The sequence below is a fragment of the Candidatus Campbellbacteria bacterium genome, from assembly GCA_024653945.1.
In the GTDB taxonomy this organism is placed as follows: Bacteria; Patescibacteriota; Minisyncoccia; order Phycocordibacterales; family EsbW-18; genus EsbW-18.
Genome location: JANLIT010000004.1, coordinates 1 through 25,973 on the forward strand (window position 1 = coordinate 1; position 25,973 = coordinate 25,973).

Annotated in this window: 25 protein-coding genes and 4 tRNA genes; 13 read left to right on the forward strand and 16 right to left on the reverse strand. The window is 45.1% G+C overall.

Going from position 1 to position 25,973, the window contains the following annotated elements; translation table 11 throughout:
* Nucleotides 1–160 precede the first annotated feature (160 nt).
* Nucleotides 161–232 (reverse strand) — tRNA-Asn (locus NUW02_02980).
* A complete protein-coding gene (locus NUW02_02985; GenBank protein MCR4274986.1) occupies nucleotides 223–480 on the reverse strand; it encodes a GIY-YIG nuclease family protein in 258 nt (85 codons plus the stop codon). Before NUW02_02985 ends, NUW02_02980 begins: the two co-directional genes overlap by 10 nt.
* Nucleotides 481–579: 99 nt before the next feature.
* Here NUW02_02985 and NUW02_02990 point away from each other — a divergent pair, with 99 nt between their 5' ends.
* Nucleotides 580–1,026 carry a hypothetical protein gene (locus tag NUW02_02990; GenBank protein MCR4274987.1) on the forward strand — a complete coding sequence of 149 codons (447 nt, stop codon included), beginning with the start codon at nucleotides 580–582 and terminating at the stop codon, nucleotides 1,024–1,026.
* Nucleotides 1,027–1,224: 198 nt separating this feature from the next.
* Entirely contained in the window at nucleotides 1,225–2,346 is a 1,122-nt protein-coding gene (locus tag NUW02_02995; GenBank protein ID MCR4274988.1) for a S1 RNA-binding domain-containing protein, read from the forward strand.
* A gap of 74 nt (nucleotides 2,347–2,420) precedes the next feature.
* Here NUW02_02995 and NUW02_03000 read toward each other — a convergent pair whose 3' ends face one another.
* Both NUW02_03000 and pth read right to left on the reverse strand, forming a co-directional pair.
* Nucleotides 2,421–2,663 carry a hypothetical protein gene (locus NUW02_03000; protein ID MCR4274989.1) on the reverse strand — a complete coding sequence of 81 codons (243 nt, stop codon included), beginning with the start codon at nucleotides 2,661–2,663 and terminating at the stop codon, nucleotides 2,421–2,423.
* Nucleotides 2,664–2,744: 81 nt separating this feature from the next.
* Nucleotides 2,745–3,338: an aminoacyl-tRNA hydrolase gene (gene pth, locus NUW02_03005; protein MCR4274990.1), complete on the reverse strand. Its 594-nt coding sequence runs from the start codon at nucleotides 3,336–3,338 to the stop codon at nucleotides 2,745–2,747.
* Nucleotides 3,339–3,461: 123 nt separating this feature from the next.
* Between pth and lepB the strand changes: the two genes are divergently transcribed.
* The 8 genes from lepB (at nucleotide 3,462) to NUW02_03045 (ending at nucleotide 10,224) form a co-directional block, all read left to right on the forward strand.
* Nucleotides 3,462–4,097 carry a signal peptidase I gene (gene lepB, locus NUW02_03010; GenBank protein MCR4274991.1) on the forward strand — a complete coding sequence of 212 codons (636 nt, stop codon included), beginning with the start codon at nucleotides 3,462–3,464 and terminating at the stop codon, nucleotides 4,095–4,097.
* Between the two features lie 2 nt (nucleotides 4,098–4,099).
* Nucleotides 4,100–5,305 (forward strand): His/Gly/Thr/Pro-type tRNA ligase C-terminal domain-containing protein, encoded by a 1,206-nt coding sequence (locus NUW02_03015; protein MCR4274992.1) that lies wholly within the window; start codon nucleotides 4,100–4,102, stop codon nucleotides 5,303–5,305.
* A 164-nt stretch (nucleotides 5,306–5,469) separates the two neighbouring features.
* The gene (locus tag NUW02_03020) at nucleotides 5,470–5,700 is read left to right on the forward strand and encodes a hypothetical protein (protein MCR4274993.1); all 231 of its coding nucleotides are present in this window, start codon (nucleotides 5,470–5,472) and stop codon (nucleotides 5,698–5,700) included.
* A gap of 8 nt (nucleotides 5,701–5,708) precedes the next feature.
* Nucleotides 5,709–6,110 carry an rRNA maturation RNase YbeY gene (gene ybeY / locus NUW02_03025; protein MCR4274994.1) on the forward strand — a complete coding sequence of 134 codons (402 nt, stop codon included), beginning with the start codon at nucleotides 5,709–5,711 and terminating at the stop codon, nucleotides 6,108–6,110.
* A 93-nt stretch (nucleotides 6,111–6,203) separates the two neighbouring features.
* Nucleotides 6,204–7,403: a cell division protein FtsA gene (gene ftsA / locus NUW02_03030; GenBank protein MCR4274995.1), complete on the forward strand. Its 1,200-nt coding sequence runs from the start codon at nucleotides 6,204–6,206 to the stop codon at nucleotides 7,401–7,403.
* Between the two features lie 185 nt (nucleotides 7,404–7,588).
* Entirely contained in the window at nucleotides 7,589–8,803 is a 1,215-nt protein-coding gene (ftsZ, locus tag NUW02_03035) for a cell division protein FtsZ (GenBank protein ID MCR4274996.1), read from the forward strand.
* A 95-nt stretch (nucleotides 8,804–8,898) separates the two neighbouring features.
* The gene (locus tag NUW02_03040) at nucleotides 8,899–9,270 is read left to right on the forward strand and encodes a four helix bundle protein (protein MCR4274997.1); all 372 of its coding nucleotides are present in this window, start codon (nucleotides 8,899–8,901) and stop codon (nucleotides 9,268–9,270) included.
* 30 nt (nucleotides 9,271–9,300) lie between these two features.
* On the forward strand, nucleotides 9,301–10,224 hold the full coding sequence (locus NUW02_03045) for an FAD-dependent oxidoreductase (GenBank protein MCR4274998.1): 924 nt from the start codon (nucleotides 9,301–9,303) through the stop codon (nucleotides 10,222–10,224).
* Between the two features lie 54 nt (nucleotides 10,225–10,278).
* Here the strand turns inward: NUW02_03045 and NUW02_03050 are convergent, their stop codons facing one another.
* From NUW02_03050 to NUW02_03080, 7 genes are all read right to left on the reverse strand, one after another.
* Nucleotides 10,279–10,935, reverse strand: a complete 657-nt coding sequence (locus tag NUW02_03050; protein ID MCR4274999.1) for a hypothetical protein — start codon at nucleotides 10,933–10,935, stop codon at nucleotides 10,279–10,281.
* A 143-nt stretch (nucleotides 10,936–11,078) separates the two neighbouring features.
* Nucleotides 11,079–11,912: a glutamate racemase gene (gene murI / locus NUW02_03055; protein ID MCR4275000.1), complete on the reverse strand. Its 834-nt coding sequence runs from the start codon at nucleotides 11,910–11,912 to the stop codon at nucleotides 11,079–11,081.
* Nucleotides 11,893–12,141, reverse strand: a complete 249-nt coding sequence (locus NUW02_03060) for a hypothetical protein (GenBank protein MCR4275001.1) — start codon at nucleotides 12,139–12,141, stop codon at nucleotides 11,893–11,895. Before NUW02_03060 ends, murI begins: the two co-directional genes overlap by 20 nt.
* Nucleotides 12,142–12,186: 45 nt before the next feature.
* Nucleotides 12,187–12,258 (reverse strand) — tRNA-Val (locus tag NUW02_03065).
* A gap of 66 nt (nucleotides 12,259–12,324) precedes the next feature.
* Nucleotides 12,325–13,278, reverse strand: a complete 954-nt coding sequence (locus tag NUW02_03070) for a hypothetical protein (protein ID MCR4275002.1) — start codon at nucleotides 13,276–13,278, stop codon at nucleotides 12,325–12,327.
* A gap of 164 nt (nucleotides 13,279–13,442) precedes the next feature.
* Nucleotides 13,443–13,529: transfer RNA gene (locus tag NUW02_03075), tRNA-Ser, on the reverse strand.
* A 13-nt stretch (nucleotides 13,530–13,542) separates the two neighbouring features.
* Complete coding sequence (locus tag NUW02_03080) at nucleotides 13,543–14,166, reverse strand: L-threonylcarbamoyladenylate synthase (GenBank protein MCR4275003.1); 624 nt, start codon at nucleotides 14,164–14,166, stop codon at nucleotides 13,543–13,545.
* 80 nt (nucleotides 14,167–14,246) lie between these two features.
* Here NUW02_03080 and NUW02_03085 point away from each other — a divergent pair.
* The 3 genes from NUW02_03085 to NUW02_03095 all read left to right on the forward strand — a co-directional run bounded on the left by NUW02_03085 (nucleotide 14,247) and on the right by NUW02_03095 (nucleotide 16,285).
* Nucleotides 14,247–14,320 (forward strand) — tRNA-Glu (locus NUW02_03085).
* A 340-nt stretch (nucleotides 14,321–14,660) separates the two neighbouring features.
* A complete protein-coding gene (locus NUW02_03090) occupies nucleotides 14,661–14,936 on the forward strand; it encodes a hypothetical protein (GenBank protein ID MCR4275004.1) in 276 nt (91 codons plus the stop codon).
* 203 nt (nucleotides 14,937–15,139) lie between these two features.
* The gene (locus NUW02_03095; protein MCR4275005.1) at nucleotides 15,140–16,285 is read left to right on the forward strand and encodes a tRNA (adenosine(37)-N6)-threonylcarbamoyltransferase complex transferase subunit TsaD; all 1,146 of its coding nucleotides are present in this window, start codon (nucleotides 15,140–15,142) and stop codon (nucleotides 16,283–16,285) included.
* On the opposite strand, the gene NUW02_03100 is transcribed toward NUW02_03095, so the two are convergent.
* The 5 genes from NUW02_03100 to NUW02_03120 form a co-directional block, all read right to left on the reverse strand.
* Nucleotides 16,277–16,948, reverse strand: a complete 672-nt coding sequence (locus NUW02_03100) for a hypothetical protein (protein ID MCR4275006.1) — start codon at nucleotides 16,946–16,948, stop codon at nucleotides 16,277–16,279. The genes NUW02_03095 and NUW02_03100 overlap by 9 nt on opposite strands.
* Before the next feature lie 3 nt (nucleotides 16,949–16,951).
* Entirely contained in the window at nucleotides 16,952–18,022 is a 1,071-nt protein-coding gene (locus NUW02_03105) for a CAP domain-containing protein (GenBank protein MCR4275007.1), read from the reverse strand.
* Nucleotides 18,023–18,043: 21 nt separating this feature from the next.
* A complete protein-coding gene (locus tag NUW02_03110) occupies nucleotides 18,044–18,694 on the reverse strand; it encodes a class F sortase (GenBank protein ID MCR4275008.1) in 651 nt (216 codons plus the stop codon).
* A 158-nt stretch (nucleotides 18,695–18,852) separates the two neighbouring features.
* Entirely contained in the window at nucleotides 18,853–20,670 is a 1,818-nt protein-coding gene (locus NUW02_03115) for a hypothetical protein (GenBank protein MCR4275009.1), read from the reverse strand.
* Between the two features lie 144 nt (nucleotides 20,671–20,814).
* Nucleotides 20,815–25,734, reverse strand: a complete 4,920-nt coding sequence (locus NUW02_03120) for a hypothetical protein (GenBank protein ID MCR4275010.1) — start codon at nucleotides 25,732–25,734, stop codon at nucleotides 20,815–20,817.
* Nucleotides 25,735–25,973: the final 239 nt, after the last annotated feature.

Consider the following 25,973-nt stretch of genomic DNA (forward strand, 5'->3'; position numbering starts at 1 on the left):
CGGGTAAATACCAAACGGGATCGCCTCTTGCTTCGCTCGAGACGCTACATTTTTATACTCGTTACACTCGTTAAAAATATGCGCCTACGGTTCGATCCCTACTCCATAAAAACATAAATCAAAAACACCCACACAGAGTGCGTGGGTGTTTTTGGTTTTGCTCCTCGGGTAGGGATCGAACCTACGACCATCGCCTTAACAGGGCGCCGCTCTACCGCTGAGCTACCGAGGAATATTTCTACTTTTTAATATACCCTGTCGAAATTCTCTTCCTTCTCCAGTTTTCAAAAATTTTTCTCGCATACGCGCTTTGGCGCGTGTTTCGCATTTTTCTGAATAAACAAGCATGAGAGGTCGGCGGGCTTTGGTTGGTCGCACGCTACCTCCATTATGTTCACGAACACGACGAGAAATGTTTTTTGTAAGCCCAGTATAAAAACCAGAATCTTTCTGGCTTTGTAAAATATAGACATAATACATGGCCTTATTTTATCACCGTCGCTGAGCCCTGCCTGCCGGCAGGCAGGTACCGAGGAATATATTTCTGCAATGTACAACTAACAGTAGTATAGTGATTTTTTGGAAAAAATCAAAAGAATAGATACACTTGATGGCATGAAACCCCTTGTTCGACTCCCCTTCATTTTTCTACTCGCATTCATTCTCAACTTTGTGTGGGAAGAATTACACTCTGTGTTGTATGTACATTATCAAGGTGAAGCGATTACACACCTCATCTTGTTACGTGCGGGACTTTTTGATGCATTCTTTATTACACTTGTATCGCTTCCCTCTCTGTTCATTCCAAAACTCCGCGGAAACCTTATTCTCCCAACCATTCTCGCAACTATTTTTGCAATAGGACTTGAACTGTTTGCTCTCAATACGGGACGTTGGGTATACACAGACGCCATGCCACTCATTCCATATATACAAACAGGATTCACTCCCTCAATTCAACTTGGTCTACTGACTCTCATCACACTATTTGTAGTACTACAAAAAGAAAAGGAGCCGATTGCCTAGAGTGTTCTCGGGTGGTAGAATGCTGTTATCTCTATCAGGGGATGGAGGTGCTTATTATTAAACAAGCCTAATATGAGGAATGCCGTCGTATGACGGGTCAGCATGGGGCTTACTCCCCTTTTTTGTATTAACGATGCATGTATGTGAATCACACAGTGTGGTTCCCCACTGAGACGTTAGTACACAACAGACATTAGTATGACTACAGACACACTTATATCTACAGAAGATGTAGATGTTAAAGATAAAAAAGCAGACCGCATGATGAACGACTTTCTCGTTCAGACAAAAAATCCTCCCGCAGTAGGAGATATTGTTGAAGGACGTGTTATTGCGCTTCACAAATCATCCGTCTTTGTTGACGTCGCACCATTTGGTACAGGAATTATTTTCGGTCGCGAGTTCAACAACGCGCGAGACATCATCAAAAACATTTCAATTGGAAATGAAGTAACCGCAACGGTTGTTGATAGCAACAACGCTGACGGGTATTTTGAGTTGTCTCTCCGCGAAGCACGCCAAGCACTCATCTGGAGCGAGGCGGAAAAAGCGGTCCGAGAAAAAATCTCATTTGTGCTTCCTATTAAAGAAGCAAATAAAGGTGGTCTTATTCTTGAATGGCAAGGAATTGCTGGATTTCTTCCTGCGTCACAACTCTCAACAGACAAATATCCTCGCGTTGAAGGCGGTGATAAAGACAAAATCTTTGATGAATTACAGAAGCTCGTTGGACAAACATTGCAGGTAACACTCATCACTGCAGATCCAAAAGAAGGAAAACTTATCTTCTCGGAAAAAGGGACTGACCAGAAAGAAAAACAGGCGCTTGTTGAGAAGTACGCAGTTGGAGATGATGTTGAAGGAGAAATCACTGGCATCGTTGACTTTGGTGTCTTCATTAAAGTTGAAGACGGCCTTGAGGGACTCGCGCACATTTCTGAACTTGACTGGGGTCTCGTTGATAACCCACGTAAAATCTTCACTGTTGGACAAAAGGTTCGCGCACGCATTATTGAAGTGAAGGATGGAAAGATTTCTCTTTCTATCAAAGCACTCAAAGAAAATCCTTGGGGAGCAGCCGCAAAGAAATTTGCGAAAGATGACATCGTACAGGCCGTCATCATCAAGTACAATAAACACGGAGCACTCGCATCCATTGAAGAAGGTGTTGCTGGTTTGGTACACGTTTCAGAGTTTGAATCTATTGAAAAATTGCGCGAGACACTTGAGCTCGGTAAATCATACGCATTCAAAATCAACCTCTTTGATCCAAAAGACCAACGCATGACACTTTCCTACACTGGAGCAAACAGTAAATAATTATTTTCACGTAGTGAAAACGAACGAACGCCACTCCTCCTAGGGTGGCGTTTTGTTTTTACCTGCAGGAAAATCTAGAGAACAGACAGAGGAGGTGTGCGTTTTGACGAGAGAAGGTTGCTCATCTCCTCCGTAAGCACGCAAAATGCGATTGCTTCCTCGAGAATGGGGTCAAACGGTACCGCTCTGCCAATGAGCCATTCTCCGCACAAGGTGCACTCAATCTCAATAACCCCCCAACTACCATCTTCCATGGAAAATGGCGTTTGTGTCTTCTCACCGTCGTGAAGACACAACATCTGGTTCTGGTGCGCCATGTGAGAACCCCTTTCGTAGGTATATATCGGATACGATTCTGGAAACAACTCTACGCCACAAAATAGTTTTGTGCAAGAAAATCAATTACACATGTTCATCGCACGACCACGCCCGTCACGCACGATGAGTACAAGTGCTTCACCTATTTTTTTTGTCACTTTTTTGAGTGTAACGGCATCATCTTTTACCACCTTTCCTAAAATAAATGTAAGCACCTTCTCCTCTCCTTGTGGTTTTCGCAACTTGCCCGTAGACGTTGTTGGTGTAACGCCAACACGAATACGAACAAATGCTCGTGTTTTTAGTTGCTTCATCACAGAATCCACACCTCGGTGCCCCCCAGGCCCCCTATCAAATGAAATCTTGAATGAACCCAGTGGAATATCAATATCGTCATGTACCACAACAATATATTCCGGTTTTATTTTGCGAACCTTGGCCAGATACGCCACCGCAAGACCTGACTTGTTCATAAACGTCTCAGGAAGCACGCATTCAACGGTGTGCGGGTTTATTTTTCCTTTAGACACAAGTGCTTCTGCTTTTGACTCTTTTTCAAATGAATCAAAATCCATTTTTTGTGCGAAGGCGGTCACCGCGTCACGCCCAATGTTGTGTCGCGTGTGTTCGTATTCATCCCCAGGGTTACCTAAACCAACAATAAGATATTTCATAGACACTATGGTAAGTGTTCACTCACAGACAGTCAATATCTATGAGCACACATGACACAAATGCGCCACAACACGAAACAAAATATTGCGTCAAGGAGAAAGCGAGTATACACTTATCTCGAAATGTTAGAGCAAAACGAAAAAATCGTTGACTCGCCAAAACTTCCTCCTCAAAAAAGCGGAATGAGTGTGTTCTTCTCCGAACTTGTTCGCTTCATCTTCATTGCTGTGTTTATTGTTCTACCAATACGTATTTTTATAGCGCAGCCATTTATTGTAAGTGGTGCATCTATGGATCCCACCTTTGCAAGTGGCGAATATCTCATTGTCGATGAAATATCATACAAATTTGAACAACCACAGCGTGGTGATGTCATCATTTTTAAATATCCCTTGGACACATCAAAATATTTCATTAAGCGTATTATTGGTCTTCCCAGCGAGCACCTCACCATCACAGGGAGCACGATCGTTATACAAAATGCTGAAAATCCTGATGGTTTGACGCTCAATGAAACCTATCTGACACACAAAACATTTGGTGATGTTGATGTTGTGCTCGGGGTAAATGAGTACTTTGTCCTTGGTGACAATCGACCCGCAAGTTCCGACTCACGTATTTGGGGATCATTGAAGGAAGAATTTATTATTGGTCGCGCACTCGTTCGACTTCTCCCGGTCACGCGCATGAATCTTTTTCCTGGTTCACACACATATTTCATAAGCGAAGAATCTACAACCACCCCACTATCCCAATAACCATGCCACACCCATACCAACAACATCGAGAAGGGGTCCTGCAGAAACCAATCGTGTCGCGGGACAAACAGTTGTGGTATGGATATGAAGGCAATTTAAAAAAGGCAATTGATGTTGCTGATTTTTATGGATTCAAACTCGCAAGCCCGCTCTCCATTGAAAAAGAGGACCGAGTACATGAAAAACGACACCATTGTCCCGCACAGCACGTTGCAGCACTACGTTCATTTGTTACTGATGAAGTACATCGTGGCGGTACTGTTCGTGTCGCTCATACGCGACGTATTCCGTATAAAAAAGATATTGAATTACGCCTTGAGATTATTGGTGACCGAGAAAGTTCAGCTGAAGGACTCCTGTTTCAAACAGTTCAATCCATACTGAACGAGTATGACCACAAACATATCACCGCCTCAATCAACAGTATTGGTGCGCGAGAATCAGTAGCTATCTTCACACAAGCTCTTGCAAACTATTTCCGACCACGCCTTGGTGATATTGAGACATCCTGTCGGGAAGCATTTAAAGAAAACACATTTGCACCTATGCAATGTCGGCATCAAAAATGTATGGATGCACGCGCCGAGGCACCCCAATCACTTAACTATTTATCCGAACCAAGTAGACGACATTTTAAAGAGGTGCTTGAATATCTTGAATCACTTGGTATTGCGTACACTGTTGACCCGTCACGTCTCGGCTCTGAACACTACTCCTCACGAACTATTTTTTCATTTGCAGATACTACTACGAATGACATCCCGGCAGATGTGCCCCTTGTGTGGGGAGAACGCTATGATCACCTCGCAAAAAAACTCGGCATGCGCAAAAGTATTCCCGCACTGCACGCAACATTCCTTTTTGATACAGAATCACCTCGTGAGAAAATAACACTTCTTAAACGAGCACCCAGAGAGGCGTCCGTCTATCTTATTCAAGTTGGTTTGCAAGCAAAAATTCGCGCCCTTATTGTCGGCGAAGACCTCCGAAAAGCGCACATTCGTGTTACCACCACACTTCACAAAAATAGTGTGTGCGAACAAATGGATGAGGCGCGTGGGCTTGGTGTTCCTTTTGTTGTCATTATTGGACAGCGGGAAGTATGCGAAGGAACGGCGCTCGTTCGACACGTTACCACCAACCAACAAGAAACTATTCCTCTTTCTCAATTATCCCTCTACTTGAAGAACCGTGTCCGCCGAGCGTAGCAAGCACCTTGCACAGCTTTTTTTGGCATGGTAGAATGCTTTTTCATGAATCCCGTTAGAGATCGTATAGTTAGTACGACCCCATGCGGGAGGAAGAAGAAGTATCTGTAATGCAATTGTCATACTAACCAAAGAAATCATTGTATTTCTTAATCTCTAACGGGATGAAAGCAAACGTGCACATCATTAAAACGGAGCGGGAGAACAATATGAGTCTTCTTCGCCGTTTTCGTCAAAAAGTGAATGAGTGGGGCGGGCTTAGGAAGCTTCGTTCAATTAGATATCACAAACGGGATCTTTCGGGATACGTCACAAAAAAGAACCGACTCAAAGCGATTGAAAAGAAGGTTGACCGTGAACGACTTTTCAAACTTGGTCACGTTGACCACGCCTAAGGCGAAACATGGCTACGCATTGCGCAACTACTCTTACGACAACCGCCCCTCTTTCAGTACCGAAAGAGGGTCGTGTTTTTGCACGTATGGCACACAATGTCCTCGGCGCATCATATGAACTTTCTTTGGTATTTATTGGAAATGCACTTTCAAAAAAACTAAATAGTACCTATCGAAACAAAAACAAGGACACCAACGTGCTCGCATTTTCCCTTTCAAAAACATCCGGCGAAATCTATATCAACATTCCCCTTGCACGAGCCGAGGCGAAACAATTTGAATCTACTCCCCTTTCACACATTCGTTTTCTATTTGTACATGGACTTCTTCACCTCAAAGGTCACGACCATGGAGAAAAAATGGAGCGGTTGGAACGACGCCTTATGAGAGAGTATTTTTCAAAGGCATAGGGAGTTTTTGGCGCCTGAAAAATTGGAGCTGTATTCCACTTTTTTCCTTGTTTATAGTGCTCGGGGCGGGATATACTATACGTATACAAAATCATGAGTAGAATTATTTCCACAGGTCTTGCCATAGGCACAACGACCGTTCGTGTGGTCGTTTCTGAATATGTAAAAACAGATCGCGGCCCACTCCGTCGCGTTCTTGGTACTGGCTTTTCAGAATCATCTGGACTTCGTCACGGATATATTGTTGACCCAGAACAAGTAACCCGGAGTGTTTCGCGAGCGCTATCACAAGCACAGCGAGCCGCACACGTGAACATACAAAACGTGCTCCTTTCAGTTGGTGGCACCGGACTTGAATCATTCACCACAACAGGTTCAACGAGCATCACTCGCGCGGATTCAGAAATCACAGACCTTGATGTAACGCGAGCGTTTACCGCAAGCCAAGAGATGCTCCCCGACATTGCTCAGATGAATCGAAAAATAATTCAAACCGTTCCACTTTCATACAAAATTGACGGAAAAGAAGCCCTTAGTCGTGTTGTCGGTATGCGAGGTTTAAAACTTGAAGTAAAAACACTTTTTATTACAGTGCTCGAACAACACCTCTCCGACCTTATTGAAGCTGTTGAGAGTGCGGGTGTTGAGGTTCGAGAAATTATTGCCGCCCCTATCGCATCAGCTGTTGCCACACTCACCAAAGCACAACGCATCGCTGGTGTTGTTCTTGTTGATATTGGTTCAGAAACAGTATCACTCATTGTATATGAAAACGACACACCGCTCTCACTAAAAGTATTTCCACGTGGTGGAAATGACATCACCAACGATATCGCACTCGGTTTGCGTATTCCGATTGAAGAAGCAGAGCGGGTGAAAACGGGAACAGGCATGTCCGTGCAATATCCACGAAAGAAAATTGATGAAATTATTACCGCACGCCTCAAAGATATTTTTGACCTCGTCCAAACACATTTGAAAAAAATGGGGCGCGATGGTTTACTTCCTGCTGGTGTTGTTCTCGCTGGTGGTGGTGCACAAATTGCGTCAATTGTTGAGATAGCAAAAAGCTCTCTCGCGCTTCCTTCACGACTCGGCATGATTGAAGTCAACAGTACAGCGCACGGACAAGTGTACGACCCGTCATGGACAGTGGCCTATGGGCTTTCAATTCTTGGTTTGTCTCCCGATATCGCCACAGGCGCACAAATATCCACGCTCGGACAAAATCTTAAAATGTTTAAGCACACAGGGTCGCGGCTCGGTGAACTCTTCAAAAGATTTCTTCCATAGTGTTTCTAATTAGAAAATAAATATCTGATTCGTCAACTATTTTCTTCCCTTTGACACATATACCCCGCACTAAAAAATCCTTAGTGCTGGGTATAGCCAAGGGCGACTCTATCTGATACGATTGCGGTATTACAGGGGTAGTAATACGGCTTGCAGAGAGACTCTGGGCCAGATTCTTATTATTTATGGCTACTAAAATTGAACCGGTTGTGGAAGCATTCGCACGAATCAAGGTTGTTGGTATTGGAGGGTCAGGATTGAATGCGGTGAACCACATGATTAGCGAAAAGGTTCGCGGTGTTGAATTCATTTCTATAAACACAGATGCGCAAGATTTACACCACAGCAACGCAAAAAAGAAAATTCATATCGGAAAAAATTTGACGAAAGGACTCGGTGCAGGAATGGATCCAGGTGTTGGACGACGTGCCGCTGAAGAAACAAAAGAAGAAATACAGGAAGCACTGAAGGGTGCCGATATGGTTTTTGTAGCCTGCGGACTCGGAGGTGGAACAGGAACAGGGGCCGCTCCAACGGTTGCGCAAGTAGCACGTGAACTGGGCGCACTCGTTATTGGTGTGGTAACTAAACCGTTCAGTTTTGAGGGCCTCCAGCGTCAACGAATTGCACAACAAGGTGTTGATGAACTCAAAAAAGAGGTTGATTCTCTTATTGTGATTCCTAACGACCGGCTTTTTAATGTCATTCAAAAAGATACAACGCTCAAAAATGCGTTCTCAATGTGTGATGAAGTTTTGCGACAAGCCGTTGAGGGTATTGCCGACCTCATCACTATGCCAGGTATTGTGAACTTGGACTTTGCAGATATTCGAGCCGTCTTGCAAAACACAGGTTCAGCTCTCATGGGAATCGGACTTGGTACAGGCGAACGACGCGCCGTTGAAGCAGCACAGCAAGCCATCAATTCCCCACTCCTTGATGTATCCGTTACCGGTGCAAAGGGAGTCCTCTTTACAATCTCAGGAAGTGATGACCTCACCATGATGGAGGTACACGACGCCGCAAAGGTTATTACTGAAAATGTTGATAAAGAAGCAAAGATTATCTTTGGTGCCGTCAAAGACGATCGCCTCAAGAAAAATGAAGTCAAGGTTACCGTTATTGCTTCTGGTTTTCCAGAAGGTAATGGTGTATCACCAACACTCTTTGCGGGAGCTTCACGAAAAGAAAAGGAGGAATCGGGGGGTATCTTTAACTCATTCACACGAACAACCGCAGGAGATCTTAAGAATAAAGAGAAAAAGAATGAGGAACTAAAGGAGGAGGTGTTCGTTGAGGAATCGAAGCCGGTTGAAAAAACGGACCTCAAACCAAAAGCAGAAACGGAAGACGAGGACGATTGGGGAGCAATTCCAGCGTTTCTCCGCCGCAAAAAATAACCACATTAGCTTGTAGCTTGTTAGCTTGTAGCTAATTAGCTTCGTTAGCTTGTGGGTTTAGATTTATTTGAACCCACCTAGAGTATTTTGGTGGAATGGAGCCACTTCATTCCTATAAAGATTTAATTGTGTGGCAAAAAGCGGTCTCCCTCGCTATCGCAACCTATAAACTCACGGATATTTTTCCACGGAGTGAAATCTACGGCCTAACGTCTCAAATGCGACGTGCTAGCGTTTCTATTGCCTCAAATATTGCTGAGGGTCGCCGTCGCGGAACACGAAAAGACTTTATTCAGTTTTTACGGATAGCGTACGCATCAGGAGCAGAGCTTGAGACGCAACTCTTTATTGCACGGGAAGTTATTGAGATAAAGAGTGGTGCCTATGGTACAGTAGATTCGTTGTTGGATGAGGTGATGCGCATGCTCAATGTTATACTACGACAATTAAACGTACCCGCCTCTTAACAAGCTAATAAAGCTACAAGCTAACAAGCTATGACCTACGACGTAATCATCATTGGAGCAGGACCGGGCGGAACAGCAGCCGCCGTCTATTCTGCCCGTAAACAACTCAAAACACTCCTCATCTGTAAAGAATTTGGAGGACAAAGTATTGTGTCAGAGGATATTCAAAACTGGATAGGAACACCGTCTATTTCAGGAATCGCTCTTGCAAAGGCGTTCAAAGACCATGTTGCAAAGTATGCTGATTTTGTAACTATCCAAGAAGGCGTGTGGGTAGAAAACATTGAACACACGGAGGTGGGGTTCACGGTTAAAACAAACAAAGAAACTTTTTCAGGACGCTCCCTTCTCATCACAAGTGGCTCTACACGACGAAAACTTGCTGTCCCCGGCGCTGATACGTTTGAAAACAAAGGACTCACCTACTGTGCATCATGCGACGGACCACTATTCTCTGAACAAGATGTTGTTGTCGTTGGTGGAGGAAACGCAGGATTTGAAAGTGCCGCCCAACTGCTCGCCTACTGTAAGAGTGTCACTATCTTACAACACGGAGACAGATACAAAGCTGATGAAATTACTGTTGCAAAAGTACTCGCACATCCAAATGTGAAAGGGATTCTCAACACCGAAATTGTTGAAGTGAAAGGAGACAAGTTCGTTACAGGAATTGTATATGAGGACACAACAACAAATGAAAAACACGAGCTCCCTGTCACGGGAATCTTTGTTGAAATAGGCCTTGTGCCAAGTACTGATTTTCTGGGAACACTTGTTGAAGTAGATACTTACAGACGAATTAAAATTGACCCATGGACACAGCGCGCTTCCCTTCTTGGTGTCTGGGCGGCTGGTGATTGTTCAAATATTAAATACCACCAGAACAACATCGCCGCTGGTGATGCCGTGCGTGCAATAGAAGATTTGTATCTCTACTTGAAAACGGGAAAATAAAAAAGGGCGCGACAACTTCGTCGCGCCTCTCTGTCGGAAAGGACAGAGAAACTTTTACTGCTTCTTCTTGTTGAAAACGAGAATCCCACTGAGTCGACGGCGGATGGTCCTCACGAAGACGACCTTGAAGGACGGCGCAAGAAGCAACTCGCCATCAAAGGTGCAGAGGTCTTGGTACACCCCCTTCAGGTATTCCACGGTCTCCGCCAGTTGGTTCTTTTCCTCGGTGAGTTTTGCCACGTCTACTTGCAGGGCCTCAACCCTCACCTCGAGGTCCTTACGAGACATCCCCGACTGCTGCCCTTCGAAGGACTCCTCGGGACGGATGGAGCCGGTCCGGATCATCCGAAACAGCTCGTTCACATCCTTCATGTTCTTCCCGAGGATGTTGACCATCGTGCTTCGCTTGGTATCACCCTGCTCCACCAGAGCTTCCGCCGACTGGTGTCGGTAGATACCCGACTCTCGTCGCGGATGGGAACTGATTGCTTCGTGAAGTGAAACTTCTTCGACAAGCTCCACCAGCAGTGCGGGAATCGGATCCGTCGGTTCGCTGAGCCAGATGAACCAGCGTCCTTTGTCGTTCGAAAGATTGATGCCAGGAAGACGATACACGTCGTATGTACCGCCGTCTCCGTTCCGACATGTGCTGGTAGTGAATCCTTCGAGATTCTTGACCTCTTCACCCTTCAAGAACACGTTCACGGACATCGCGCTTCTCCTCTCTTCTGGTGTCGCCTGGATTTTGCGGGGCTTACTGGGCCCCTACACTCCATGGTCGACGGTGTAAAGAACATCAGCAGAAGAGTATCACACAAAAGTATAAAAGTCAATAGCTACAGGTGCCCCCGTGTCTACTGCAGTGTTATTTTTTGCACCTTAATTTTTTTGCCGAAAAACGTACTGCCTAGTGTTATGAATTTGGGGGTCAGGTCTGTTGAATAAAAACGAACCGTTCCGTTCCTGCTTATTTTTCTTTCAATTTTTGGATGCCGGGTAAGATAGTCTTTTAGTTTTTTAGGAACAACTCTGCCCTCTGAAATAAGAGTGATTCGGGAACCACATATTTTTCTAATTTTGTTTTCCAAAATCCCGTAGTGCGTACACCCAAGAATCAGTGTATCAATATTTTTTGTGATGAGCGGTTTGAGGTAGCCCTTGAGAAGTAGTGTTGTCACTTGTGAATTGTGTGCTCCTTCTTCCACAATCGGCACAAGCAACGGGCAGGCGTTCTGGAACACTTGTATCTTTGGATCGAGTTTTGTAATCTCTCTCACAAACGCACCTGATTGTACGGTTCCACTAGTTGCAACAACCCCGATTCGTTTGTTCTTTGTTTGAGCAACCGCTTCTTCGGCCGCAGGAATCAAAACACCCAACACTTTTTTATGAGGATAGTATTTTGGTACATATTCCCGTTGAATTCTTCGAAGCGCATCACTTGAAGCAGTATTGCAGGCAAAAATAATAAGTTCGCAGTTATGTGCAAACAAAAAATCAACCGCTTGCTTCGTAAATTCATACACAAGCTCTTTTGAACGTGTACCGTATGGCGTACGCGCCGTATCTCCCACATACAGATAGTTGTACTCTGGTAGTTTCCTAACTATTCCGCGCAAGATAGTAATTCCTCCGAAACCAGAATCAAAAACCCCTATGCACTTATTTTTACTCAACTTTGTAGACAAGTGAGTGTTCTTTTGCTTTTTGAGAGAGCTTAACCGCCGCCTCGTCGCCCTTCTTTGTTTTTTCAACATCCTCATGGTCAACTTGAAGAGATGAGACCGTTTCTTCAAATTCTTCATTGCCGTGCTTAATCTTGATGGTGTCACCAACTGCAAGCGGTTCGGTAAGTTTTATTACGGCAACATTAATTTTATCAAACCAGTGCGATACGGTGCCAATTTGTTTTTCCATATAATTTCTTAGAAAATGTATAAACCTCATCGACCTTTGTTTGTGTGCGCCCTGTAGGAATCGGACCTACGGCCTTTACAATGTCAATGTAACGCTCTACCCCTGAGCTAAGGGCGCAATGGTTGTGCCATTTTAGCCCAAAAAACACTTCTTCTCAATCCTTGAGAGCGCGGTGATAGCTGGTTAATACCGTAGTCGTTTAAGAATATCTGTTCGTCGCCCTTGTTCAGCACGACTTTCGCGGAGTACTTTTTGTGATGAGGGATTTGAAAGTTGGGAGCCGAGTGCGATACGCATGTCATGCAGTGCCCGCGTCTCTTTTCTATTTTCACCCTTTCCAATCTGGCGCTCCTTTTCCTCACGGATGGTATGAATAACACCGAGTGCTTGTTTAAAACGATCGGCCAGTTCTTTCTTTCCAGTTTCTTGCGCATACTTTTCGTACGCTTCAAGTTGTACCTCAATTTCTTGCACCATGTCTAGTTGGATTGGATGTTTTTTGAGCCGTTCGCGACTATCCGTATCTGAACTGGTCCAGAGGGATAGTAGTTCAATAAGTGTGTTCGCTTCCAAGCTCAACACAACGCGTGGCGTCTTCTCCAATGGCCCCTGTTTTCCTGATGGTGTCTCGTGATATTTGACGGTTGTAAGGCTTTGCTTATCAATTTCCTGTTTAATAGAGTGAATTTTCTCTTTGAGAGTTTTTGTGCCAATGGTAACGTCAACGGTTACGGCAAGTGTCTTTTCACCATCCCCCGTCTCAAATGTTAGAACAATATCTGTTTTATTAAAAATATCATCTATGTCTGCTGTTTTTTCAGGATACACATGTATATCAGGAGTAGAAATCCACCCATGTCTTCCAATTTGTTCATATAAAAATGCCTCGGCGGCAAGAGATGCTTGTTCCATCAGTGGGTCATCGTGGTTGAATTTCTTTTTCGCTTCCCCGGCCTCTTGTTGTTCAAGTTTTATCTTTTCCGAAGAATACACCGCACCGTGATCAGTTGGGTTCACCGCTTCACGCTCAATAAGCGCGAGTGCTTTTTCGTGTGCGTTCTTAATAAGTTCTGTATGAACACTAAAAGATATTTCCTGCCTATTCGGTTGTGATGCTTCTGGTGATCCAAATTTCATATAGATAAGTATACACTGCGGAGACGGGAGGATTCGCCTCTCGTTGCTGGTGCAACTCGAAACCTTCGCCTCCTCTTCGGAAGCTGCGGCCCGCGGTTCGAATTGCACCCCCTTTCTCCATAGTACGCAAAACAGATGGCAAAAGCCATCCTTGTTTGCATATGCGGAGACGGGAGGATTCGAACCTCCGATCCGGTTTCCCAGATGCCGGTTTTCGAAACCGGTGCCTTCAACCACTCAGCCACGTCTCCTTACAAAACACGCCTATCCTATCACTTTATCAATGTCTTCTCTAGAGATTGGGCCTTCGCGTAAAACTTCACACATATCATCAACACATTGCACAACCGTTGAAACGTGTGTCTCTGGAAGTTGCCCCCCATCTATGGTTCCATCAATCATTTTCCATGTATCTTTCAAACTTTTTTTAACATCAGGAATTGAATAACATGCGGGCGTATCTGACGCATTAGCGCTTGTTGCGGTTATAGGAAAATTGCACGCACGAACAAGATCAAGAACCCATTGTCGATTTGGAATACGAAAACCTATGGTTGTGCCTTCTGCAAGCAGTTTTTTAGAAACACGTTCGCGCGCGGGAACAACAAGAGTAAGGGGTCCAGGTAAAAAAGCTTCTGCCACAGCAAGAGCCCGCGGAGAAAAAACTCCATATCGTTTTGCCATAGCAATGTCCGACACTACAACAGAGATTGCCTTTGATTCGGGGCGACCTTTTACCAAACTTATTTTAGTTATTGCACCATCACGATCAGTCCGCACCGCAAGTCCGTATGCAGTATCTGTTGGAAAAACTAAGACCCCACCATCTTCTAAAATAGCCCGTGCTTGAATTATTCCGGCTGCGTTTTCTTCTATTTTTTTAACCATCTCCGTATTTTGCCATTTATCTGAAAAAATGCTATATTTTTGCTCGTTGGCCCTCAAGTTGGGCCCGCATAAATACCAGCGGCCTCATCGTCTAGCCTGGTTAGGACGTCACCCTTTCACGGTGAAAACTCGGGTTCGAATCCCGATGAGGTCACAACACAAAACAGGGCGCCCATATGGGGCGTTTTTGTTTTGTGTCTAGTGGACCGAAATAGCAGGCAAACTACTTTGCCTGCGTCGGAATTCGAATGACGGAGCATGTTTCGAGCATGGCGAGAAACAGCGAGTCACGTCCAGCAGTACTTATGAGCAAAGCGAATTAGTAACTGCGGGACGAATCCCGATGATACGACAAAATACTTAGTGATCCGTGACCACAAAAAAGGAGATAAAAGTTATACACCCCACACATATCACTTACATATCCAGAAGTGCTACTCTTAAAGAGACCTTATAAGTCATTACTTTTATTATTATTTTATAGTAACCATTTTATGGAACCACAATCAAACGTATACAAATACGCAACATGGATTCTTGTCGTTGTTGTCATTATTCTCGGTGTCATGCTTAGTAGGAAGAATGCTGAGACCATCACAAGTCAACTTGGAGATTCTACCGTTGACATTCAAGCATGTCGTGTAAAGGTTGCAACATGGCAAGAGGCAAATCCTAAAGGAACACCAGTCAGTGCAACGGCACAAGCTGAGCTCGATGGTATTCTCGAGACATGTCTCGGTAGTGTTGAGGATGCTCAAGACAAAATATAAAGTTAGAGAAATCTTCTCTCTTATGAAAACAGTTCCGACGCCGTGTCGGAACTGTTTTTGTATAGACAATTTGCTATACTCACCTGACCTCAATACGATGTCATCTGGTCTAAAAAGACCCTTATTTCATGAAAATACTAGCAATAGAAACGAGTTGTGATGAGACGGCCGTGTCCATTCTAGAGTGCTCTGGAGACGCCCATATGCCCTCCTGCGCCGTGCTGGGCACGGGTTTGTACTCACAGGCATCCAAACACGCCGAATTTGGTGGTGTCTTCCCCAACCTTGCAAAACGAGAACACCAACTAAACCTGACTTCGATGTTAAAAATCGCACTGAAGGAGTCAGGTTTAAGCACCAAGCACCAAGCACCAGATTCCAAACAAATTCAAAATTTCCAAACAATGCAAGAAATTTTAGAACGGGAGGAAACGCTTTTTAAGAACCTACAAGAATATCTCTCAAAAAACCCAAATAATCCTGGGTTTGATGCAATTGCGGTAACCCAAGGTCCAGGTCTTGAACCGGCGCTGTGGGTTGGGATTAACTTTGCAAAAGCACTTTCTTTTTTCTGGAATATTCCACTTGTTCCCGTCAATCACATGGAAGGACACATCCTTTCTGTCCTCTCGGACAGAAAGGAAAATTCCAATGATCAAATAACAAATAACAAAATAGCGTTTCCTGCTATTGCCCTGCTTGTCTCCGGAGGACACACGGAACTTGACCTCGTGCATGATTGGGGGACGTATGAGCTCATTGGGCAAACGCGCGATGATGCTGTTGGGGAAGCGTTTGATAAAGTTGCACGACTCCTCGGACTTCCCTATCCTGGTGGACCAGAAATAAGTCGCCTTGCGGCGGAAGCACGAAATCCGAAATCCGAAATCCGAAACACTATCCACCTTCCTCGACCAATGATTGACTCAAATGATTTTGATTTTTCATTTGCAGGACTTAAAACAGCCGTTCTCTACGCAGTCAAAAAACTTGGCTCGCTCTCTGATGAGCAAAAGAAAGAAATTGCATGTGAATTTGAAAACGCCGCAGTAGAAGTATTGGTTTCAAAAACAAAAAAGGCACTTGAACACTACAACGCCCCAACACTCATCATCGGCGGAGGCGTTGTCGCAAATACACATTTACGTGAAGAAATGAAAAAAATGCTCGCACAGGAATTTCCTGATGTAACACTTCTTCTTCCCACCCACGAACTCTCCACAGATAACGCGGTCATGATAGGAATTGCTGGGTACATTGCATATACAAAAAACCCCAACGAATATGGAGTCTTTTCACCTGAACACGGTGACCTGCGCGCACACGGAACCCTTAGACTCTCAAGTTAGTTTGGGATTAGGTTCCATAACTAAAACCCGTGTCCTCTCAAAATCAGTAGGAATCAAACGAACCAACCGACGATTGACAAAATCTATTTGAAAAATCATATCGTTTGCCTTCCAAGACCGTTGTAAACCGTTCGCTAAGAACAGATTCTGAAGGTCCACCATTTCGCGTTCAGTATCTTGTTTCAGCTGGTGTATATCCTCAGCACTCCATCCCGAAACCGCCACATCGAGTTCTTTTTTTGTATAGCCATCTACCTTCTCCATTAAAAAAATACTGTTCTGTTCACTCTCAAAAAAACCAATCGGTTTCGGCGCAGGTAGTCCGAGGGATTGGATGTATGAAAGGAGATTGTACTCATATAAAGGTTCCCCCGTCTCCTTCAGCATACTTTTTTCTCGGTTTGTCCACTTCGCAATCGGCGTGACAACCCTGTCTCCCTCTTCCCAATCAGGTAGCTGCCGTACTGCGCCAGGATCGTCGCGAAGAGAACCTTCTTTGTCATACTTCTTCTCACCACTTTTCATTGGTGTCCCAAGACGCTCGAAGTACCCGAGAGGATCTTGCCTTAATTCTAGGGGAACTAAAGAAGCGTACTTCTCCCCAAATTCCATCTTGAATGGTTGATCTGAGGTTTCCGATGTATGAAAAGATTCAAGGCCCATACGTTACACAATCAATAAATCTTTTGCGAGAAGAAGATAGTTGAAGTACGACAAGAAGACAATCAAAATAATGAGTGCGATGCCATGAGAAAATTCACGCGAGTGTCTTTTGTGTACTTGAAAGAGAACCATCAACAATGTCACAAAAGCAAGTGCGAGTCCGATGATGATGTATCCCCAACGAACCACGGCTCGTGGTTGTGCTAAAAACTTCTCCCACGCATTTGTATACGAAATTCGTTCAACGGGCATAATGACCTCCTCCTTAACTGAAGCTCCTGCCGTATTCGCATCTCGCGCTGGGGTAAACTCCTGTGCTAATGAAACATCTTGGGCCCCTTCTGGAGCTGGAGCCGGTACTTGGGTCACTGCTGTTGGGGTCACCTCCTGAACTACCACTGGCTCTGAAACGGTCTGCTGGGCTACAGCCACGGTAGCTCCCTGTACCTCCTGTGTGCTCGCAACGGCAAGCGTAGGGGCAGTTTGAGCAATCACGGGGGCAACCGCGACTTGTGCTGGCGTACCAAAAAGCTGAACGACAAAAATGGTCTTCCTGTCCTTGTATTGCCCTGGGACAGCGGCAATACCTATTTCAGTAAAGGTCCCATTCATGATGTTTTCTCGGTGTCCTGGAGAGTTCATCCATGCTTGTTCAACGTCACCCGAGTCAACAAAGTTCACCGCCAAGTTTTCTCCCGCATTCACAAAATTGTATCCCGCTCGGTAAAACCAATACCACGGATTGAGTCCGTCGGGACTTGTGTGTGCAAAATATTCGTTTTCCGCCATGTGCTCCGCCTTCATGCGTGCCGCCTTTTCCAAAATCGGACTCACCGTCAAATCAGAAAGTCCTTCTGCTTCTCGGTCCTTGTTTGCAAGGTCAACAAGCACTCCGGGAACAACCGCTGCTGTAAATTCAATACTCGTACGAATGAGAAGCGCTTGGAATACAGAAAAACCAAACGTGAGCACGAGAATCGTGGTAAGCGCAACAATACTTGCATCACGAACCATGTGTGGCTTGTGGTCGTTGCCTTCGTGCGGAATGAAGTAATCTTTAATATGTTTTCGCATAGCTGTTAGCATGAGTATATCCTACTTCGTATCGTCGCTATCAACAAGTGTCGCGTAGACAACAAGTACTCGGTCGTATTCCTGTGTCTCTTGGCTATATGTTCCTGAGCAGGTAATAAGACGCAAACCTGGAAACGTTATATCGCCGTATACTTTTTCTGTCGGAAAATTGCTTCTATCGTACCGTTCAAGTACTGTTACACGAAATGTTGCTGTTGTTCCGTCTGCGCGATCTACATACACATAGTCGCCTTCTGTGAGTTGACCAAGAGATAAAAACACACCAGGGCCTTCATACGAGTCAACATGTCCGAGCACAACAGCAGGACCAATTTCACCAGGTGTCGGACCATAGGTGTACCATCCAACTTCTGTGTATCCTTTTGGAATTTCAATTTCACCATTTTCTTGCAGACCAAGAGGAACAAAATTAGTGTCCACAAATATATCTGGAATACGCAAACGCATTGGGTCTGAATCTTCAAGCGGGCGCGCTGGATCAAAAATCGGTCGTGAAGATGTTGCAAGAGTTTCTTGAGAATTTTTTTGTGTCAAATATGTGGTGACACCTCCTTGTGATGCTATAAGGATTCCAAAACCAACGACAAGCAACACAACGCCCACAGATATAAGTACTTTTTTTGTGTTCATTTCTGAATTAAACAACATCATATTCGCTGTACATGGTAACTCTTTTTGCCCGTTGTGTCAACCCCATCGTGGGTTGGGGCCGTCTTAATGCAAAACCCGCCCAAAAGGCGGGTTTTGCGCTTTTTTGTTTTCCGAAGCGAAGCTTCCCTTTTGGAAGCTTCGCTTCTTGTTTTAAATCTTTAGTAAAGACACATCTTCAATCCTCCAAATCCTGTAGCAGGAGCACCGAGTGGAAGAATGGATGTTTGCTCACCCAAGACCTCACCAAGAACCTCTCCGCCACCATCTGTGGATGAGTTTCGACGACGGAAGCCACTTCCTCCACCGTCGTCGTCATCGTCTCCGTTTGTATCATCACCACCAGTATCTTCGTGAGAATATGAGTTGGTGAATGTACATGTTACATCCTGATCTTCAGAGAGATACACAGTTACAGACCTCTCTGGTTTATTCGTGTCATACTCAGTTCCATAGTTACAACTAATGAGAGACAGGCTCCAATCAACACCTGCATCTACTTCACTGATTGTGTACGTTCCTGAAGAAAGATTCGACAGTACCTCAGGTTCATCATTTGCAGAAAGATCAAACGATGATTCATCCCAGTAATTAAATGTAAATATGTGGGTTCCATCCGCACCTTCGTTTACCTCCTTGTCAATTGTGATTGAACCTCCGTTCTGATGATTACCAAAGTCCTTGAGCGAGAAGGTGCCGGGTGTTCCTTCTCCGTCGCCCTGAATCCGATGTCCAACAGTGCCGTTTGCGCAGGTAACCGTTCCGTCCGAAGCGGAAATCGGCGAGGTCTGTTCCCAACCGCTTTGGACCTCTTCGCAGACAACGTAATTAAGCTCTGGGTCTAAACTGTCGAAGGAGTAGTTGCCGTCGCCATCGGTCGTAGTCGTGTCCGCGGGCGTCTCTTCGATTACAGTCGTATCTTCGTCGATTGTGTACGGGAACAGGTTGATGGTCCATCCGTCGATGCCGGATTCGTCATCGCTCTGCCGATCGCTGTTCACGTCGTTCCACTTCATGCCAGTAACAATGGATCGCGTGGTATTGGTAAAGGTACAAGTCACATCATCGCCACTTTCCACAGTGATTCGTTCGCCATCTTCAACGGCACTACCAGTGCTATCACCATCGTAAATACATTCTACGTCGGCTAATTGCCAGGCGCTCTGCTGGGTTTCCAGAACATCATATGTTCCAGGAGCGAGGGAGATGGGACTGGAAGTCGCGGTGTTATCTTCTGGGTCAGCGTCAGGTGTAAGATCAACCCCGTACAAGAACACGGTTGGATCTATTCCCGTCACCAAAAATTCAAAGTTGGGGGTCCTTCTAGGGTCAACTGGCTCACCTTGCACGAGACCTTGAAAATCCCCAATCTTCACAATCGTAAGGGTTGCTGGAGGTATACATGTCTCGCTGTCCACAGTCAGTCTGAATATAACTCCTGCTGGATTACCCGGTCCGTCGGGTTCGTCGTTTGTTGCCTCAATCGTCAGCGTGTTCGTACCGCTCAAAAGAGAGCTGGCTGGGATAGGGTGTGTTCCAACAATCTGCCAATTGTCACCAGAGCCTACCGCATTGCCGTTGATGGTGACAACGTAACTGTTGTCCGCGGTGATATCAAGAGAAGCTCCTGTTGGTGTTCCAACAATCTCAAACGTTCTCGTGAAGGTCAGCGTGCCGGCTGGGTGCGAGCCTGTGTCATCGGCAGGGACTTTGTCTGCATCCCAGATCCACGTAGCACCTGATGGAAGTGGATCATAGTCATCCCATACGGAGTGTGGAGTAACAGCAACCGCATTACCACTACCTACTTGTGTTTCCGAATCACTGACAAGTGTCTGTGTGCTTGGGTCACACGCTGGTGCTACCGTTGCATTTGCGTTCAGTGGACTAAAAGAAAATACCCCAATAAAAAGAAGTGCGCCCAAAAGCCCCAGCCCAATAGTTCGATGTGTTTTATACGATGTAGTAATGAGAGCCATATGTATATGATTAGTGACCCACCTTTAGTGGCGAGCTCTGATTAATTAACAACTTTTATTAAAATACTTTTCCCGAGGGTTAAACCTCTGCTTAAAAGAAGCGAAGCTTCCCTTCTGGAAGCTTCGCTTCTTGCTTTTAAATCTTTAGTAAAGACACATCTTCAATCCTCCAAAGCCTGTGTTTGGAGCTCCGAGTGGAAGAATGGATGTTTGTTCACCCAAAACCTCACCAAGAACCTCTCCGCCACCATCTGTGGATGAGTTTCGACGAAAACCTGAGCTTCCGCCACCATTACTTCCACCACCATCGTCTGTTGTAATTGTAGGATTTTGGTGGTTACCGAAGTCAATACCAACCAGAGAATCTCCTAGAGAAAGTTCCACTTCATGGCCGGCCCCTTCACCCTGACAGAGCGTGTTGCCCGACGGGTATGTCTTCTCCCATCCGTCCTGGCCCGTCTCACAGACTATGTATGTGTCTGGAATAAGGTCGGAGAATGAGTAGTTTCCATCAGCGTCGGTTTCCGTTGACACGATGAACCCGCCTTCACTATCGTTTGAAGCGTGGATCGCCCAGCCCTGAAGACCTGGTTCACCCGAATCCTTGATACCATCAGCGTTAAGGTCATTCCACTTCATACCCGAGATTGAGCCTCTGTCATCATCGTTTGTAAAGACACACGTAATTGTTTCTCCGTTAGACAGAACAATGTTGCCTGAATTAATATCGGTGTGTCCTGTGTCATCTGATGTACACGATACACTTTGAAGATTCCATCCAGGTAGAACTGTCTCAGTCACTGAATACGAGGTGCCAACATTAAGGTCACCACTGTTGTGTTCCTGATTTGCTTCAAGCAAGAAGTTATCAGTACTCCAACTTGGGTCAAATTCAAACGCAGTGTTTGTGTCGCTTACTTCTGTCACCTCCTTGCGAACGATAATTCGTTCGCCATCATCGTCATCGTCGTCTCCACTTGTTTGAGGGTCATAGGTGTTGGTGAATGTGCAGGTAACGTCTTCATCCTCACCAAGTGTAATTTCAACATCACCTTCACCTAGGTCGTGAAAAAAATCAACGTCGTCGCCACAATCAACATCCGTGACATACCAATCGTCGTCGGTGCTAGTTAATTCAGTAACGATATAGCTTCCAGCTACAAGACCTGAGAATGTTTCTGGATCATTGCTTGCTGTAAGGAGTATGTCGTCATCGCCCCCATCGAGGTCAAATGAGAATGCTTCATCTTGACTTCCCCCCACAACAACCTTATCAATCGTAATAGAACCTCCGTCCTGGTGATTGCCGAAATCAAAACCATCTCGGTCATCAGTACCTGTGTCAATAATAAGTTGGTACCCAACACCATCATCACACGCTACAGCATATCCGTCAGAAATCTCTGGTGATGTTTGATTCCAACCACTTCCTTGTGCTTCACACACTTTGTAATCGCCATAAGAAATATTGAACTGGTAGTAACCGTCTGAATTTGTTTCCATTGAGCCAACGAGGACATCCTCGTCATCATAGATATTGATAGTCCAACCTTCAATTGTTGGTTCGTCGTAATCTTTGTATCCATCATTATCAAGATCGTTGTACTTCACACCATTGATGTTTCCTTCACCACCTCCCTGTTGTCCGTCTCTCTCGTTGATAAGGTTGAAGGTGTACACACCCTGATCACTGTCGATATTCCAAACAGTACCTCCTCCCGCACCACTGAAGTATGACCAGCCATCCTGCATAACTTCGTCCACAGTGTACTCATCAAGAGCAACATCATTGAAGGTTACACAACCTGTTTCATCAGTAATACCTGTGTACCCCTTGTAGATATCAACCGAGAGTGTTCCTGAGTTATCATCAAACCATCCTGGGTTCTGCACACCACTATCACCATCAAAGATGGTAAATGGTACTGGACCAGTAACGCTTGGTGTGAACCCTTGGAGGTATGCATGTGGAGTATTGTATGCACCCCAGTTGCCGAATCCAAGTCCACTAAAGTCGCCACCAATGTTGAGTTCAAGAATTTCTGTTGGGTACCCTGTGTATCCGTCCATCTGGGTTGCCCAAGAATCTATTGTAGAGTATTCAGAGTCAACAAGGTTTGCACCACCTTGGTTACTCCACGTACCGTCTGCAAAAGCAAGGTATGATGTTCCCGCGTCAAGCGATGTTGAGTCAGTACCGTTGATATCCTCTGAATCAACAATCAAGTCCGATTCTACAGAATCACCCTTGAGGAAGACCGTCCATCCTGAAAGACCCTCGTTCTGGCCCACCTCATACTTACAAATCGTAACTTCATTGTGGTGTTCTGGTTCTTGTGGTGGCACACAGAAGAGCGCCACGTTGTCGAGGAACGTCCCCTCGGAGTTTGGAGTACCGAGGTCTTTAAATGCGATGTCTGTTGAACTGTCTCCGGCTACAAATGAGTGTGCATACGTGTTCCATACCGTGTTTAGATTTGCACTTCCATCAAGACTCACCGCGTTAAGCACGTTGCCATCTTGTGAGACTTCAAGATTGTTTTCTGAAGTTCCTGTTCCTGGTCGTGGAGAGAATGCGTATGAAAGTTGATACGTTCTTCCTGGAACCGTTGCAATAGCTTCTGAAATGATAGTTGATGCCTCTTCACCATTTGGACCACTTGCGTGACCGTTCCAATCAGAATCGAGCTCAGCGTACTGTTCAAGCTCATATGGCAACCATCCGTTTACTCCACCGTGAAGTTCTGCATTTGCTGTAGCGGGAGCGCCTACAAATGCACCCGCCCATGCAACCGTCCAATCAAGACCTGAAAAACCTGAAGCAAAGATGTCCCATCCAGAACCATCGGTAACGTCTGGCAATTCAAATCCTCCGTTTGCAATAAGATTTTGTTCAGGATTACACTCGCGAGCGTTCACAAGGTTAAATGTTTGTGTGGGTTCATTTACTGTGACCTGACTTCCTGCATTAGTTGCATCATCTGCATCAGTAAGGTTTTCCCAACCCTCCTGCATAAATTCATCAAGAGTATATGTGCCATAAGGAACCGCTTCAAATGACACACAACCATCTTTATTCGTTGTTCCTGAATAGTCGTGTTCATCAGTATCATCGGCCATAAATGTATCATCACCGACATACTCATCAAGCCACACCTCCCAATCTGAGAGAAGGTTTTCTGGGTCAACTGAGTTTTCATACTTACAAATCGTTATGTCTGATGTGTCTTCAACTGGTGGTTGCTCACAAGATGTCTGCTCTTCACCGTTCACCACAAGTTGGTAGATACCTGCTGCGGGGTTCCTTTCAGGAAGCTGTTCGTATCCTGCCATACCAATGTTTTCAACCGTCAATTCAATAGTGTTCCATCCTGAATCAACATAACTGGTGACATCCGTAGGACCAGTAACAGCTCCATAGTTAAATTCGGTTATGTTTGAGATAACAGGGTCACCGTTGATAGTAATCCAGTAGCGGTTATCTGCAGCAAGATTAAGAGTTGCGTCGTTTACAGGACCGTCAACAAAGAAATCTTTTGTAAATGTTTTTGCCACAGTTTGTGATCCGTCAACAACTTGATAGCTGTCCCAAATCCAAGTAGCTACACTGTTGAGTGCTGTGGTCCATGCACCGTGAATCCACGCGGCAACTGCATCACCGTTACCAACGCCTTCGTCACCCGCTTCACTCACCACCTCTACACGACACGCTTCTGCCACCAAGATAGGAACGTTCCACGCAACACAGTAGTAGTCTGTGTCCGGTGTGGTGCTAAGCCATTCCCAGTTATCATAGTGAAGTATGTCATCAGAACAATAGATTTCTGCTGAAACATTTTCTGTTGTGTTTTGACCTGTAAAAGGAATGTAATTTGCGTCAAAAAGTTCACGTACACGAAGCTGACTATCGTTTGAAATATCAACCACTGCAGTACCAGCAACAAATGCTGTCCATCCTGCTCCTGCTGAGCCTGGAGTATTGTCGTCAGGGTCTCCAGCGGTGCTGTAACTCCATTCAAAGTCCCACGGAACGAGCTGACAGCCGTTATTTGGGTTTGCTGCGAGCCAGCGAGTTGCAGTATTTGATGTCACAGTTGTAAGTGTTGATGTACCTGCGCCCCAGTTTGGAAGGTCACTTTCTTCATCACACTCAATTTTTTGTGCGTGAAGGGTAACAGTTTCTTCTGATGGAACGACGCCTTCGTTATATGCAACACAGTGGGCAGTTCCGTCAGTGGGAACGAATGTAAGCTCTTGGTTATCGTTTGTACCAGAAGTATCTCCGTCACCTTCACAGTAAAGACCTAAAACATCTTCGTTTGGAAGTTTGTTACCGGCGCCGTCGGTTTCAACAATAAGATAGCGTCCAGCTGATGGGAGATTGTCTATAGTGAGTATTCCGCTACCGTTTGTTGAACCATCTTCAATGAATGGTCCGTCTAATTCTGGGTAAGGACCATCGGTATCATCTGCTTCGCCGTGAACATACCCAAAAGTCTTGCCCGACTGCAAAGCACATGCTTCTGGTACATCTCCGCCTACACCATTATCGTCGCGATTTACGGTTGTACCGTCAGGACACACGTATTTTGTAATTTCAATTGAACCCGTTGGGTCATCACTGCCTATATCTTCACAAGCATCCCCGATATTATTCTGATTTCCGTCTACCTGATCTGGATTTACAGCATTTACACAGTTATCACATGCGTCTCCAACACCATCCCCATCTGCATCTTCTTGGTTAGGATTTGCAACCTCAGAACAATTATCTGAGTCATCGGGAATATCATCATCGTCTGTGTCTACTGGATCTGGTGCGGGACAAGCGCCACTTTGATCGGGCATAACATCTCCGTGGTCAAGATGTGTTTGAAGAGCGTTTGCATTAAAGGTTAACAAAGAGAAATTGCCGTCGTCGTCTTTGTGACAAACAGTAACATCTCCTGCTGGTTGTGCATTTACTAACGAGCCAAAAGAAAACACTCCAACAACAAGGAGTGCGCCCAAAAGCCCCAACCCAATAGTTCGATATGTTTTATACGAGGTAGTAATGAAAGCCATATGTATATGATTAGTGACCTACCTTTTTGGGTAGGCTATTAAAAACGTTTTTTATAAAAATACCCCTGTGTACAACTAATTATCCCTCTACAAACCGTCTCCACCTCGGAGATCAAATTTTTCTAAAGATTACACCGTCATTTTAATCTAGTCAAGCCCCACAAGTCAAAGACATTTTTAAAGATTTTGTGTATAGACGGTGGATAATAATACAATACAAAAGAATAATTGTGTCAAAC